General features: G+C 72.7%; 13 protein-coding genes. 12 read left to right on the forward strand and 1 reads right to left on the reverse strand.

Annotation, left to right across the window (positions count from 1 at the left end; translation table 11 throughout):
* Positions 1–2: 2 nt before the first annotated feature.
* Positions 3–1,502: a lysine--tRNA ligase gene (gene lysS / locus AC2EAQ_RS14440; RefSeq protein WP_484645034.1), complete on the reverse strand. Its 1,500-nt coding sequence runs from the start codon at positions 1,500–1,502 to the stop codon at positions 3–5.
* A gap of 131 nt (positions 1,503–1,633) precedes the next feature.
* Here lysS and AC2EAQ_RS14445 point away from each other — a divergent pair, with 131 nt between their 5' ends.
* From AC2EAQ_RS14445 to rfbC, 12 genes are all read left to right on the forward strand, one after another.
* Positions 1,634–2,953 (forward strand): lipopolysaccharide biosynthesis protein, encoded by a 1,320-nt coding sequence (locus tag AC2EAQ_RS14445; protein WP_484645035.1) that lies wholly within the window; start codon positions 1,634–1,636, stop codon positions 2,951–2,953.
* 19 nt (positions 2,954–2,972) lie between these two features.
* Entirely contained in the window at positions 2,973–3,566 is a 594-nt protein-coding gene (locus AC2EAQ_RS14450) for an acyltransferase (protein ID WP_484645036.1), read from the forward strand.
* A gap of 2 nt (positions 3,567–3,568) precedes the next feature.
* Positions 3,569–4,666 carry a glycosyltransferase gene (locus AC2EAQ_RS14455; protein ID WP_484645037.1) on the forward strand — a complete coding sequence of 366 codons (1,098 nt, stop codon included), beginning with the start codon at positions 3,569–3,571 and terminating at the stop codon, positions 4,664–4,666.
* Entirely contained in the window at positions 4,666–5,706 is a 1,041-nt protein-coding gene (locus AC2EAQ_RS14460; protein ID WP_484645038.1) for a glycosyltransferase family 2 protein, read from the forward strand. Before AC2EAQ_RS14455 ends, AC2EAQ_RS14460 begins: the two co-directional genes overlap by 1 nt.
* Positions 5,703–6,443, forward strand: a complete 741-nt coding sequence (locus tag AC2EAQ_RS14465; protein ID WP_484645039.1) for a class I SAM-dependent methyltransferase — start codon at positions 5,703–5,705, stop codon at positions 6,441–6,443. Before AC2EAQ_RS14460 ends, AC2EAQ_RS14465 begins: the two co-directional genes overlap by 4 nt.
* A complete protein-coding gene (locus AC2EAQ_RS14470; RefSeq protein WP_484645040.1) occupies positions 6,440–7,612 on the forward strand; it encodes a DegT/DnrJ/EryC1/StrS family aminotransferase in 1,173 nt (390 codons plus the stop codon). Before AC2EAQ_RS14465 ends, AC2EAQ_RS14470 begins: the two co-directional genes overlap by 4 nt.
* Positions 7,613–7,622: 10 nt before the next feature.
* Positions 7,623–8,243 carry a sugar transferase gene (locus tag AC2EAQ_RS14475; protein ID WP_484645041.1) on the forward strand — a complete coding sequence of 207 codons (621 nt, stop codon included), beginning with the start codon at positions 7,623–7,625 and terminating at the stop codon, positions 8,241–8,243.
* Positions 8,240–10,186: a polysaccharide biosynthesis protein gene (locus tag AC2EAQ_RS14480; RefSeq protein WP_484645042.1), complete on the forward strand. Its 1,947-nt coding sequence runs from the start codon at positions 8,240–8,242 to the stop codon at positions 10,184–10,186. The genes AC2EAQ_RS14475 and AC2EAQ_RS14480 overlap by 4 nt, the downstream gene beginning before the upstream one ends.
* Positions 10,187–10,283: 97 nt before the next feature.
* A complete protein-coding gene (rfbB, locus tag AC2EAQ_RS14485; RefSeq protein ID WP_484645043.1) occupies positions 10,284–11,345 on the forward strand; it encodes a dTDP-glucose 4,6-dehydratase in 1,062 nt (353 codons plus the stop codon).
* 19 nt (positions 11,346–11,364) lie between these two features.
* Entirely contained in the window at positions 11,365–12,261 is an 897-nt protein-coding gene (gene rfbD / locus AC2EAQ_RS14490) for a dTDP-4-dehydrorhamnose reductase (RefSeq protein WP_484645044.1), read from the forward strand.
* Positions 12,258–13,145: a glucose-1-phosphate thymidylyltransferase RfbA gene (gene rfbA / locus AC2EAQ_RS14495; RefSeq protein ID WP_484645045.1), complete on the forward strand. Its 888-nt coding sequence runs from the start codon at positions 12,258–12,260 to the stop codon at positions 13,143–13,145. The genes rfbD and rfbA overlap by 4 nt, the downstream gene beginning before the upstream one ends.
* Positions 13,142–13,693 carry a dTDP-4-dehydrorhamnose 3,5-epimerase gene (rfbC, locus tag AC2EAQ_RS14500; protein ID WP_484645046.1) on the forward strand — a complete coding sequence of 184 codons (552 nt, stop codon included), beginning with the start codon at positions 13,142–13,144 and terminating at the stop codon, positions 13,691–13,693. The genes rfbA and rfbC overlap by 4 nt, the downstream gene beginning before the upstream one ends.
* Positions 13,694–13,700 lie beyond the last annotated feature (7 nt).

The following is a 13,700-nucleotide window of genomic DNA, read 5'->3' on the forward strand; positions in this document are numbered from 1 at the left end:
CCCTAGCCTTCGCGCCGCAGCGCCGGGAACAGCACCACGTCGCGGATGCTCGGGCTGTCGGTGAGCAGCATCACGAGGCGGTCGATGCCGATGCCGCAGCCGCCGGCGGGCGGCATGCCGTACTCGAGCGCGCGGATGAAGTCGGCGTCGTAGTACATCGCCTCCTCGTCGCCGGCTTCCTTGTTGGCCGCCTGCGCCGCGAAGCGCGCGGCCTGGTCCTCGGCGTCGTTGAGTTCCGAGAAGCCGTTGGCCAGCTCGCGCCCGGTGACGAACAGCTCGAAGCGCTCGGTCACGGACGGGTTGGTGTCCGACGCGCGCGCCAGCGGGCTCACCTCCACCGGATAGTCGGTGATGAAGGTCGGCTGCCAGAGCTTGTCCTCGACCGCGGCCTCGAACAGGCCGAACTGCAGCTCGGGCAGGGTCCAGTGCGCCGGCGGCTCCTCGCCCAAGTTCTTCAGGCGCGCGTGCAGCGCTGCCGCATCGTCGGCCTCGGCCGGTGTCAGCCCGGCGTGCGCCACCAGCGAGTCGCGCACCGACAGGCGCGCGAACGGACGGTCCAGGTCGACCTCGCGGCCGCCGTAGCTCAGCGTGGCGCTGCCGGTGGCCGCGCGCGCGGCATGGCGCAGCACCTGCTCGGTGAAGTCCATCAGGTCGCGGTGGTGCCAGTACGCCGCGTAGAACTCCATCATCGTGAACTCGGGGTTGTGCCGGACCGAGATGCCTTCGTTGCGGAAGTTGCGGTTGATCTCGAACACGCGGTCGAAGCCGCCGACGAGCAGGCGCTTGAGATACAGCTCGGGCGCGATGCGCAGGAACATCTCCTGGTCGAGCGCGTTGTGGTGCGTGACGAAGGGCTTGGCGTTCGCGCCGCCGGGGATCGGGTGCAGCATCGGCGTCTCGACCTCGAGGAAGCCGTGCTCGACCATGAAGTTGCGGATCGATGCCACTGCCTTGCTGCGCGCCACGAATCGCGCGCGCGCCGCGTCGTCGGTCATCAGGTCCACGTAGCGCTGGCGGTACTTCTGCTCCTGGTCGGTCATGCCGTGGAACTTGTCCGGCAGCGGGCGCAGGCTCTTGACCAGCAGGCGGATCGACGCGGCCTTGACCGACAGCTCGCCCGCCTTGGTGCGGAACAGCGTGCCCTCGCAGGCCACGATGTCGCCCAGGTCCCAGCCCTTGAAGTCGGCCAGCGTGTCGGCGCCCACCGCGTCCAGCGTGACGTAGAGCTGGATCCGGCCGGACGCGTCCTGCAGCGTGGCGAAGCAGGCCTTGCCCATCACCCGCTTGAGCATCATGCGGCCTGCCACGGCCACCTTCACCGCCTGCGGCTCCAGCGTCTCGTTGGGCGTGCTGCCGTGGCGCAGGTGCAGGTCCGCGGCGTGGTGGCTGGGCTTGAAGTCGTTCGGGAACGCGACGCCGCGGCTGCGCAGCGCCGCCAGTTTCTCGCGCCGCTCGGCCATGAGCTTGTTCTCGTCGAGCACGGGGGGCGTGGGGTCGCTCATCGCGGGTTCCTGGAAGGAGAAGCCGGCCGGAGGGCGCGGCGGGGCAAAGGGCGCAATTCTAGAGACTGCCCCTGAGAGCGCCGTTGCGGTGGCGCAGGACGCCGACAATGCGCGCCACCGCCTCCCCGCCCATGAGCCCGCCCCCGAGCCCGCCCGACCGCTCCGAAACCGCCCCGGCCGCGTCGCTGTGGCGCGGGGCCGCGCTCAACCTGGCGGCACGGCTGGCGACGGTGGCCCTGGGCCTGGCGATCCTGATCGTGGTGGCTCGGCAGGGGCCGCAGGTGCAGGGCGCGTTCTCGCTCTTCGTGGCGGTGGAGTCGGCGCTGCTCGCGCTGGGCTCGGGCCTGGGCCTGCTGCTGGCACGCGAGGCCGCGCGCGGGGCGCTGTCGGCGCAGCGTCTGCGGCGTGCGCTGGGAGCGGCGCTGGGGGCGGGCCTGGGAGCCGCGATCGTGCTGGCCGGCGTGGCGCAGGCGTCGAGCAGCGATCCGTACCGCCTGCTCTGGCTGCTGGCCCTGGCGGCGCCCTGCCTGCTGCTGGCGCCGACTGCCGCCGGCCTGTGGATGGGGCAGGGGCGGCTGGTGGCCCTGAACGCGGCCCAGGTCGGCGCGCCACTGCTGGTACTGGGACTGCTGCTGGCCTCGCTGGGGGCCGGATGGGCCGGTCTCGTGGCCGTGCTCGGGGCCTGGGCGCTGGCCAAGGCGCTGGTGGGCGGGGTGACCGCGGCCTGGGCCCTGGCGCGGCCCGGCGCCGCACCGGTGTTGCCCAGCGCGCCGCCCGCCGAACCGCCGATGGCCTCCGGAGCGGCGTGGCGCTTCATCGCGGCCATCGCGCTGGCCAACGTGGTGAGCCTGGCCAACTACCGCGTCACGCTGTTCCTGCTCGAGCGCACGCACGGGCTGGCCGAGGCCGGCGTGTACTCGGTGGCGGTGCAGGTGGCCGAACTGCTGTGGCTGCTGTCGCAGGCGGTCACGGTGTCGGCCTACGCCCGCATCGGCTCGACCGATGCGGTGCAGGCCCGCGCCACCGCGTTGCATGCGGTGCGCCTGGGGCTGGGCGCGGCCCTGGCGGCCGCGCCGCTGCTCGGGCTGGCGGCGTGGCTGGCTCTGCCCGCGGTGCTGGGCGAGGCCTACCGGGCGTCGCTGGTGCCGCTGGCCCTGCTGCTGCCGGGCGTGGCCGCCTACGCGGCGGCGTCGGCGCTGTCGGCCTACTACACGCAGCACCTGGGCCGGCCGCACTGGGCCGCCGGCATCGCCGGGCTGTCGCTGGCCCTGACGCTGGCCATCGCCGCCTGGAGCCTGCCGCGCTGGGGCGCGGCGGGTGCGGCGGTGGCCACCAGCCTGGCGTTCCTGGGGGCGATCGGCGTGGCGTGGACCCTGTTCGCACGCGACGCCGGCCTGCGCTGGACGGCGCTGCTGCGCGGCGACAATGCACGGCTGCCGCCCGCGCCCTGATCCGACCGCCTTGCCTGCGATGTTCAACCGCCTGCTCCATCCGCTGCGGGCCCTGTTCGGGCCGCGCATGCGCTATGGCGTGCGCTCGGGCGACGGCACGTGGCGGCCGCACTCGCGCATCGGCAGTGCCACGGCGGTCGAGTCGCCGCAGCGGCTGGCGCTGGGCGACCATGTCTTCATCGGCCACTTCAACTACATCGACGCGTCGGGCGGGCTGCGCATCGACGACGGCGTGCAGATCACCAATCACGTGTCGGTGCTGACGCACAGCACGCACCGGGCGCTGCGCCTGGAGCGCGAGGCGTTCTGGGGCCATGCGCAACCCGCCGGCGTGGTGCGCGAGGCCAGCGCGATCGGCGCGTGGACCTTCGTCGGCCCGCACTGCACCATCGCGCCGGGCGCGCGCATCGGCCGCGGCGTGCTGGTGCGCGCGCACAGCTACGTGACCGGCATCGTGCCGGACTTCGCCATCGTCGAGGGCCGGCCGGCCCGCGTGGTGGGCGACGTGCGCGACGCCGACCGGGCCTGGCTCGATGCCCATGCGCCGGACCGGCGCGAGGCCTACGAGGCCTGGCTGCGCACGGTGGCCGCCGCGCGACCGGACGGAGCCTGAGCATGGCCTCGCGCGGGCGCATCCTGTTCTTCGCCGACGCCGGCCACGTGCACACGCGGCGCTGGGTGCAGGCCATGGCCGAGCGCGGCTTCGACTGCGTGGTGGGCACGCGCCGCGCCGCGCCGCTGGACGGCGCCAGCGAGGTGGTGGCGCTGGGCGACGGCGACTCGGCGGCGGGCTGGTTCGGCGCGCTGGGCCGGGTGCGCGCACTGGCGCGGCGCCTCGCGCCACAGTGGGTGCACGGCCACTACGTCACCTCCTACGGCCTGTGGGCCGCGGCCTGCCGCGGCGTGGCACCGGTGGTTCAGACGGCCTGGGGTTCGGACATCCTGGTCACGCCGCGCGAGCCCGGGCTGCGCGGCGGCCTGATGCGCTCGCTGGTGGGCTGGAACCTGGGCCGCGCCGACCTGATCACCGCCGACTCGCAGGACGTGCTCGACGAGATCCGGCGCTATGGCGTCACGGCGCCGTGCCACGAGGTGCTGTGGGGCGTCGACACGCAGCGGTTCCGGCCGGCGGACGCCCCCGGCGCGCCGCAGCGCTTCGAGCTGATCAGCCTGCGCCAGTGGGAGCCGAACTACCGCATCGACGTACTGCTGCGTGCCGTGGCGCGCCTGGTGGCCGAGCGGCCGGCGCTGCACGCGGGCCTGACGCTGCTGGGCGGCGGTTCGCTGGCGCCGCAGCTGCAGGCGCTGGCGGCCGAGCTCGGGCTCGGCCCGGAGCGCGTCCGCTTCGTCGGCCGCGTCGACGACGACGGCATGGTGGCCGCGCTGCAGCGCGCCGACGTGTCGGTGAGCGTGCCGGCCAGCGACGCCACGTCGGTGGCGATGCTCGAGTCGATGGCCTGCGGCCTGCCGGTGGTGGCGACCGACCTGCCGGCCAACCGCGTGTGGATCGACGCGCCGCAGCGGGTGCCGGTGGACGACGTGCCGGCGTTGACCGCGGCGCTGCGCGCCCTGGCCGACGACGTGCCGGCGCGGCGCGCGATCGGCCGGCGCAACCGGGACGCGGTGCTGCAGCGCGCGTCGCGCGGACAGCACATGGACCGCATGGCCGCGCTGTACGACACGCTGCGCGAGCCGCAGCCGGAGGCGGCGTGATGAACGCGCCCGCGCAGCCGCGCCGGCTCTCGGTGGTCGTGCCGTGTCGCAACGAGCGCGACCATGTCGACGCCTTCGTCGACGCGGTGCTGGCGCAGCGCCTGCCCGAGGGCTGGGCGATGGAGGTGCTGGTGGCCGACGGCGACAGCGACGACGGCACGCGCGAGCGACTGGCGCAGCGCGCCGCCGCCGACGCGCGCATCGTGCTGGTGGACAACCCGCGCCGCATCGTGTCCACCGGGCTCAATGCCTGCCTGGGCCGGGCGCAAGGCGACGTCGTGGCGCGCCTGGACGTGCACACGACCTACGCGCCGGACTACCTGGCCCAGTGCCTTGCCGCGCTGGCGCGCAGTGGCGCCGACAACGTGGGCGGCCCCTGGGTGGCCGAGGGCCGCACGCCGATGCAGCGTGCCGTGGCCGCCGCCTTCCAGTGCCGCTGGGTCGTCGGCGGCGCGCGCTCGCGCGACGTGCGGCACGAGGGCGAGGTCGACAGCGTCTACCTCGGCTGCTGGCCGCGCGCCACGTTCGACCGCTTCGGCCGCTTCGACGAGACCCTGGTGCGCAACCAGGACGACGAGCACAACCTGCGCATCCGCCGCGGCGGCGGTCGGGTCTGGCAGAGCGCAGCGATCCGCTCGGTGTACCGGCCGCGGGCGAGCCTGCGCCAGCTGTTCTCGCAGCAGCGGCAATACGGTTACTGGCGCCCTTTCGTGCTGCGCAAGCATGGCCAGCCGGGGTCGCCGCGCCAGCTGGTGCCGGCGTTGTTCGTGGCCGCGCTGTGCTTCGCGGCGCTGGCCTGGCCCTGGGCCGGGCCGATGCCGCTGGCCGGCCTGCTGGCGGCCTATGGCGCCTACCTGTCGATCGTGGCGGTGTCGGTGGCGCGTGCCACGCCGGCCGACGCGGGTGCCGGCGTGCTGGCCAGGCTGCCCGCCGTGGTGGCCGCCTATCACGTGGGTTATGGCGTAGGCACCTGGCAGGGCCTGTGGGCGCTCTTGCGTGGCGCCGGGCCCGCGCGCCACGCGGTGGAGCTGACGCGATGACCGACCCGCACACCCCTGCGCCGTCGCCCGAGCGGCTGCCGGCCGCCCCCGGTGGGGCCATCGCGGCGCAGTACGCGCGGCGCGACGCCGCGGCCGATGCCCGGCGCTACAGCCTGTTCGACGCCGCGGCACTGCAGGCGCAGCAGGAGCGGCTGCGCGCGATGCTGGCGCTGTGGCGGCGCCACGGCTGGCAGGGCCTGGCCGGACGATCGATCGTCGAGGTGGGCTGCGGCAGCGGCGGCAACCTGCTCGATCTGCTGCGCCTGGGCGCCGACGCCGACCGCCTGGCGGGCATCGACCTGCTGCCCGAGCGCGTTGCCGCCGCGCGCGCCTGCCTGCCGCAGGCCGTGCGCGTGGAGGCCGGCGACGCGGCATTGGCCGCGATCGACGCTGGCAGCCAGGACGCGGTGCTGGCCTTCACCGTGTTCTCCTCCGTGCTCGACGACGCCCAGCAGCAGCGCCTCGCCGCCGCGATGTGGTCCTGGGTCCGCCCGGGCGGGGGCGTGCTGTGCTACGACTTCGCGGTGGGCAACCCGCGCAACCCGGACGTGCGCGGCGTGACGACCGCGCGGCTGCGGGAACTCTTTCCCCGGGCCCGCATCGACCTGCGCCGCATCACGCTGGCGCCGCCGCTGGCGCGCGCGCTGGCGGCGCTGCACCCGGCCACCGTGGCACCGGCCAATGCGCTGCTGCCCTTCCTGCGCACCCACCGCCTCGTGTGGGCGACCAAGCCATGACGACGACCGACAAGCTTCCGTTCCTGCCCTTTGCGCTGCCCGAGATCGGCGAGGAGGAGATCGCCGAGGTGGTGGACACGCTGCGCTCGGGCTGGGTGACCACCGGGCCCAAGGCGGCGCGATTCGAGAAGGCGTTTGCCCGGTTCCTCGGCGACGAGTCGCTGCAGTGCATCGCCGTCAACTCGGCCACCGCCGGGTTGCACCTGGCGCTGGAGGCGCTGGGCATCGGCCCGGGCGACGAGGTCATCACCACCACGCACACCTTCACCGCCACCGCCGAGGTGGTGCGCTACCTCGGCGCCGACGTGCGCCTGGTGGACATCGACCCTGCCACGCTGAACATCGACCCCGCCGCGGTGGAAGCGGCGATCACGCCGCGCACGAAGGCGATCCTGCCGGTGCACTACGCCGGCCTCGCGGCCGACATGCCGGCGCTGCTGGCGATCGCCCGGCGCCACGGCCTGAAGGTGGTGGAAGACGCCGCCCATGCGCTGCCCACCACCTGCGGTGGTGCGCTCGTCGGCACGCTCGGCAGCGACGCCACGGTGTTCAGCTTCTATGCCAACAAGACCATCACCACCGGCGAAGGCGGCATGCTGGTCACGCGCGACGCCGACCTGGCGCGGCGCGCGCGTGTGATGCGCCTGCACGGCATGAGCCGGGACGCGTTCGACCGCTTCACCGCCACGGTGCCGAGCTGGTACTACGAGATCGTGGCACCGGGCTTCAAGTACAACCTGACCGACATCGCCGCGGCGCTGGGGCTGCACCAGCTGGCCAAGGCGCAGGCGTTCCAGGCCCGGCGCGAGGCGATCGCGCGGCGCTACGACGCGGCGTTGGCCGGCCTGCCGGTGCTCACGCCGCCCTGGCCGGCGGGGGGCGACCGGCACGCCTGGCACCTGTACGTGCTGCGCCTGTCTGACGGCGCGGGCGTGTCGCGCGACCGGTTCATCGAGCGGATGTTCGCCGCCGGCATCGGCTGCAGCGTGCACTACATCCCGCTGCACCTGCAGCCCTACTGGCGCGACCGCTACGGTCTGCAGCCGGCGCAGTTCCCGGCCAGCCAGCACGCGTTCGAGCGCATGGTGAGCCTGCCGCTGTACACCCGCATGACCGACGCCGACGTGGACCGCGTGGCCGCCGCGGTGCGGGCCACCCTGGCCGGCTGAGCCCTTGCCGATGGCCAAGCGCACCTTCGACCTGCTGCTGGCGCTGGCCGCGCTGGTGCTGGCCGCGCCGCTGATGCTGCTGCTGGCCGCGGCGATCCGGCTCGACTCGCCCGGTCCGGTGTTCTTCCGCCAGCAGCGCGTGGGGCAGGGCGGACGGCTGTTCCGCATCCACAAGTTCCGCACCATGGTGGCCGACGCGCCGGAGCGCGGGCCGGCCCTGACCGTGGGCGACGACGCCCGCATCACCCGCGTCGGGCGCTTCCTGCGGCGCAGCAAGCTCGACGAACTGCCGCAGCTGATCGACGTGCTGCGCGGCGACATGAGCCTGGTGGGGCCGCGGCCCGAGGTGCCGCGCTACGTGGCGCACTATCCGCCGGCCCTTCGCGACAAGGTGCTGGCGCTGCGGCCGGGCATCACCGATCCGGTGTCGCTGGACCACGCCGACGAGAGCGCGCTGCTCGCCCGCGCGGCCGACCCCGAACGCGAGTACGTGGACGTGATCCTGCCGCGCAAGCTCGACGCCGCCGCGGCCTATGCCGCGCGCGCCACGCTGGCGTCCGATGTGGGCGTGATCCTGCGCACGCTGGGCCTGCTGGCGCGGCGAGTGGTCGGGCGGGGCGGGCGATCGTGAGCAGCCAGCCCGCAGCCGGCGCGACGGTCTGGCACCGGCTTGACGCACTGCTGGCGCGCCTGCGTCCGCATCGAGAGCCGCTGTCGCTGGCCGTCGACGCGCTGATGGTGGTGCTGGCGTGGAACGCCACCTACCTGTTCCGGCTCGGCTTCGAGCGCTGGATGAGCGCCCGCCCGGGCTACGACGGCTGGGTGCTGCTGGGCGTGGTGGCGGCCTACCTGGTGGCGCTGATGGCCCTGCGCGTGCCGCAGAGCATGTGGCGCTTCTCCGGCTTCGACGAGGTGACCCGGCTGACCTGGGCCTGCCTCGCCGCCGGCGTGGTCAGCGCCGCGGTGGTGATGGGCCTGGGCCTGGTGAAGGTGCCGCGCGCCGTGCTGGCGCTGCACCCGATGGCGACCCTGATGGCGCTGGTGCTGGCACGCATCGGCTACCGCATGCTGTACGAGCACGCTCGGCGGCGCATCACCGGCAGCGACGCCGAGGTGCGGCGCGCCGTGGTGCTGGGGGCGGGCGAGGCAGCGCGGCTGCTGCTGGCCGGCATCCAGCGCGACGGCTGGATCGTGCTCGGCCTGCTCGACGACGACCGTACGCGCCAGGGGGCCCGCATCGCCGGCGTGCCGGTGCTGGGCCCGTTGTCGGCCCTGAAGGACCGGCCGGGCGTGCTCTCGGGCGCCACGCACGTGGTGGTCGCGATGCCGTCGCTGCGCGGTGCGGCACGGCGGCAGGTGTACGAGCTGGCCGCGTCCACCGGGCTGCCGGTGCTGACCGTGCCGAGCGCCGAGGAGCTGCGCTCGGGCGCGCCGGTGAGCCGCGTGCGCGACATCGAGCCGGAGGACCTGCTCGGCCGCGAACCGGTGGTGCTGGACGAGGCCGGCATCGACGCGGTGCTGCAGGGCCGCACGGTGCTGATCACCGGCGCCGGCGGCAGCATCGGCAGCGAACTGTGCCGCCAGGTGGCCCTGCACGGCCCGGCGCGCCTGGTGCTCTACGAGCAGAGCGAGTTCAACCTGTACTCGATCGAGCAGGACCTGGCCGATCGCTTTCCCGGACTGCCGCTGGTGCGGCTGATCGGCGACGTGAAGGACGAGGCCCATGTGCGCGCCGCGTTCGAGCGCTGGCGGCCGCAGGTGGTGTTCCACGCCGCGGCCTACAAGCACGTGCCGCTGATGGAGGAGGGCGACAACGCCTGGCAATGCCTGCGCAACAACGTGCTGGGCACGTGGCATGCCGCACAGGCGGCGGCCGACTGCGGCGCCGAGCGCTTCGTGCTGATCAGCACCGACAAGGCGGTGAACCCGACCAACGTGATGGGCGCCACCAAGCGCGCCGCGGAGATGGTGGTGTCGACGATGGCCGCGGCGCACCCGGCCACCCGCTTCATGGCCGTGCGCTTCGGCAACGTGCTGGGATCCAGCGGCAGCGTGATCCCGAAGTTCAAGGAGCAGATCGCGCGCGGCGGGCCGGTGACCGTGACGCACCCGGACATCATCCGCTACTTCATGACCATCCCCGAGGCGGCACGGCTGGTGCTGCAGGCCGCGGCCCTCGGCGACAGCGGCCAGGTGCTGGTGCTCGACATGGGCGAGCCGGTGAAGATCGTCGAGCTGGCGCGCCAGATGATCCGGCTGGCCGGGCACTCGGAAGACGAGATCCGCATCGAGTTCTCCGGGCTGCGGGCGGGCGAGAAGCTGTACGAGGAGCTGCTGGCGGATGCGGACAACACGCTGCCCACGCGCATCGATCGGCTGCGCGTCGCCCGGCTGCAGTCGGACCTGGCCGGCGCCGGGCAACTGGTGCAGGCCCTGCGCTCGGCCGGGACCGGGCAGGACGTGGGCGGGGCCGCGGTGCGGCGCCTGCTCGTCCAGGCCGTGCCGGAGTTCACGCCTGGCGAGGGGCTGGCGGATGGGTCGGACTGGGCCGAGCCACCCCTCGAACGAGCGTGATGCAGCCCACGAACCCCGCGGAATCCCAAGGAATGCCGCCACCGGCCTCGGCAACGCGGGCGATACTGGACGGTGATCTCTCAGTGATGCCCTGCACATGACCCTTCTCGTCACCGGCGGCGCCGGATTCATCGGCAGCAACTTCGTCAACGATTGGTTGGCCGGGTCTTCGGAAACCGTCGTCAACCTCGACGCGCTGACCTACGCCGGCAACCTGCACAACCTGGACGGCTTGCGTGGCGATGCGCGGCATGTGTTCGTGCAGGGCGACATCGGCGACCGGGCCCTGGTGGACAAACTGCTGGCCGAGCACCGGCCGCGCGCGATCGTCAACTTCGCCGCCGAGAGCCATGTGGACCGCAGCATCCACGGCCCGGGCGAGTTCATGCGCACCAACGTGCTGGGCACCTTTGGCCTGCTCGAGGCCACGCGCGCCTATTGGAGCGGCCTGCGGCCTGACGACCAGGCGGCGTTCCGCTTCCTGCACGTCAGCACCGACGAGGTGTACGGCTCGCTGGCGCCGGACGCGCCGGCCTTCACCGAGACGCACCCCTACGAGCCCAACAGCCCATACTCGGCGAGCAAGGCCGCCAGCGACCATCTCGTGCGCGCCTGGCACCACACCTACGGGCTGCCGGTGCTCACCACCAACTGCAGCAACAACTACGGGCCCTATCACTTCCCCGAGAAGCTGATCCCGCTGATGATCGTCAACGCGCTCGCGGGCCGGCCGCTGCCGGTGTACGGCGACGGCATGCAGGTGCGCGACTGGCTCTACGTGGGCGACCACTGCAGTGCGATCCGCACCGTGCTGGCCAAGGGCCGTGTGGGGCAGACCTACAACGTGGGCGGCTGGAACGAGAAGCCCAACATCGAGATCGTCCACACCATCTGCGCCCTGCTCGACGAGCTGCGGCCCAGCCCGGAAGGCAGCTACCAGCGCCTGATCACGCACGTGAAGGACCGCCCGGGCCACGACCGCCGCTATGCGATCGACGCGCGCAAGATCGAGCGCGAACTCGGCTGGCGCCCCGCGGAGACCTTCGAGACCGGCATCCGCAAGACGGTGCAGTGGTACCTGGACCATGCCGACTGGGTGGCCTCGGTGCAGAGCGGTGGCTACCGCGACTGGGTGGCCACCAACTACGCCCGTCGTTGAACGGCACGCAAGGCACGCGATGAAGTTCCTGCTCTTCGGCAAGGGCGGCCAGGTGGGCTGGGAGCTGCAGCGCTCGCTGGCGCCGCTGGGCGAGCTGGTGGCGCTGGACTTCGACAGCACCGAGCTGCATGCCGACTTCTCGCGCCCCGAGGGGCTGGCCGCCACGGTGCGCGCCGTGCGACCCGATGTCATCGTCAATGCCGCGGCGCACACCGCGGTGGACAAGGCCGAGTCGGAGCCGTCGCTGGCCGCCGCGCTGAATGCCGAGGCGCCACGCGTGCTGGCGACGGAAGCCGCACAGCAGGGCGCCTGGCTCGTGCACTACAGCACCGACTACGTGTTCGACGGCAGCGGCAGCGCGCCGCGCCGCGAGGACGCGCCGACGGCGCCGTTGTCGGTGTATGGCCGCACCAAGCTCGACGGCGAGAACCACATCCGCGCCAGCGGCTGCCGGCACCTGATCCTGCGCACGAGCTGGGTCTATGCGGCTCGCGGCGGCAACTTCGCGCGCACGATGCTCAAGCTGGCCGCCGAGCGCGACCAGCTCAAGGTGATTGACGACCAGTACGGGGCGCCCACCGGCGCGGACCTGCTGGCCGACGTCACCGCGCATTGCTTGCGCACCTGCCGTGCCGAGCCCTCGCTAGCCGGCACGTACCACGCTGTGGCCGCCGGCGAGACCACCTGGCATCGCTATGCCAGCCTGGTGATCGCCTGGGCGCGCGCCAACGGGTTGCCGGTGAAGGTGGCGCTCGAATCGATCGAGGCGGTGCCCACCTCCGCGTTCCCCACGCCTGCGAAGCGGCCGCTGAACTCGCGGCTGGATACGGCGAAGCTGCGTGCCGCCTTCGGCCTGGAGCTGCCGCACTGGGAGCCCGGCGTCATCCGCATGTTGAGAGAGGTCTACGGCCAATGAAGACGCGCAAGGGCATCATCCTGGCGGGCGGTTCCGGCACGCGCCTGCACCCGGCCACGCTGGCGGTCAGCAAGCAGTTGCTGCCGGTGTACGACAAGCCGATGGTCTACTACCCGCTGACCACGCTGATGCTGGCCGGCATCCGCGACGTTCTGGTGATCAGCACGCCGCAGGACACGCCGCGCTTCGAGGCACTGCTGGGCGACGGCAGCCGCTGGGGCATGAACCTGAGCTACTGCGTGCAGCCCAGTCCCGACGGCCTGGCGCAGGCCTTCATCCTGGGCCGCGACTTCGTCGGCGGTGCGCCGAGCGCGCTGGTGCTGGGCGACAACATCTTCCACGGCCACGACCTGCAGCGCCTGCTCGGTGCGGCCACTGCGCGCGATCACGGCGCCACCGTGTTCGCCTATCACGTGCACGACCCGGAGCGCTATGGCGTGGTCGCCTTCGACGACCAGCAGCGTGCGCTGTCGATCGAGGAGAAGCCCAAGGTCCCGAAGAGCAACTATGCGGTCACGGGCCTGTACTTCTACGACGAGCAGGTGTGCGACATCGCCGCGTCGATCAAGCCCAGTGCCCGCGGCGAGCTGGAGATCACCGAAGTCAACGCCACCTACCTGCGCCAGCAGCAGCTGTCGGTGGAGATCATGGGTCGCGGCTATGCGTGGCTGGACACCGGCACGCACGACAGTCTGATGGAAGCGGGCCAGTTCATCGCCACGCTGGAAAAGCGCCAGGGCCTGAAGGTGGCCTGCCCCGAGGAGGTGGCGTTTCGCAGCGGCTGGATCGACGCAGGGCAGTTGGAGGCGCTGGCCCGGCCGCTGGCCAAGAACGGCTACGGCCAATACCTGCTGAAGATCCTGACCGAGAAGGTGTACCGGTGAAGGTGACGCCCACCGCGCTGGAAGGCGTCCTGATCCTGGAGCCTCGGGTCTTCGGCGACGAGCGCGGCTTCTTTCTGGAAAGCTTCAACCAGCGCGTGTTCGACGAGGCGGTGGGCCGGCACGTGGAGTTCGTGCAGGACAACCACTCGCGGTCGCAGCGCGGCGTGCTGCGCGGGCTGCATTACCAGTTGCCGCCGCACGAGCAGGGCAAGCTGGTGCGGGTGGTGGCAGGTTGCGTGTTCGACGTGGCGGTGGACATGCGCCGCTCGAGCCCGACCTTCGGCCAGTGGGTCGGCGTGGAACTGAGCGCGGAGAACCATCGGCAGCTTTGGATCCCGCCGGGGTTCGCGCATGGGTTCCTGGTGCGCAGCGAGAGTGCGGACTTCCTCTACAAGACGACGGGGTACTACGCGGCGCAAGCCGAGGCCTGCGTGCGGTGGGACGACCCGAGCTTGGGCATCGACTGGGGTCTGGAAGGCAAGTCTCCGCAGCTGTCGGCCAAGGACCTGGCAGCGCCTTGGCTGGCAAAGGCGCGCGCGTTCGACTGAGCCGATT

The organism is Aquabacterium sp. T101 (assembly GCF_057219775.1).

Excerpts from the sequence above, each read along its gene's own strand:
- AC2EAQ_RS14470 (WP_484645040.1), top strand. The coding sequence starts at position 6,440 with ATGACGACGACCGACAAGCTTCCGTTCCTGCCCTTTGCGCTGCCCGAG.
- AC2EAQ_RS14460 (WP_484645038.1), top strand. The coding sequence starts at position 4,666 with ATGAACGCGCCCGCGCAGCCGCGCCGGCTCTCGGTGGTCGTGCCGTGT.
- AC2EAQ_RS14450 (WP_484645036.1), top strand. The coding sequence starts at position 2,973 with ATGTTCAACCGCCTGCTCCATCCGCTGCGGGCCCTGTTCGGGCCGCGC.
- rfbB (WP_484645043.1), top strand. The coding sequence starts at position 10,284 with ATGACCCTTCTCGTCACCGGCGGCGCCGGATTCATCGGCAGCAACTTC.
- rfbA (WP_484645045.1), top strand. The coding sequence starts at position 12,258 with ATGAAGACGCGCAAGGGCATCATCCTGGCGGGCGGTTCCGGCACGCGC.
- AC2EAQ_RS14475 (WP_484645041.1), top strand. The coding sequence starts at position 7,623 with ATGGCCAAGCGCACCTTCGACCTGCTGCTGGCGCTGGCCGCGCTGGTG.
- AC2EAQ_RS14445 (WP_484645035.1), top strand. The coding sequence starts at position 1,634 with ATGAGCCCGCCCCCGAGCCCGCCCGACCGCTCCGAAACCGCCCCGGCC.
- lysS (WP_484645034.1), bottom strand. The coding sequence starts at position 1,502 with ATGAGCGACCCCACGCCCCCCGTGCTCGACGAGAACAAGCTCATGGCC.
- AC2EAQ_RS14465 (WP_484645039.1), top strand. The coding sequence starts at position 5,703 with ATGACCGACCCGCACACCCCTGCGCCGTCGCCCGAGCGGCTGCCGGCC.
- rfbD (WP_484645044.1), top strand. The coding sequence starts at position 11,365 with ATGAAGTTCCTGCTCTTCGGCAAGGGCGGCCAGGTGGGCTGGGAGCTG.
- AC2EAQ_RS14455 (WP_484645037.1), top strand. The coding sequence starts at position 3,569 with ATGGCCTCGCGCGGGCGCATCCTGTTCTTCGCCGACGCCGGCCACGTG.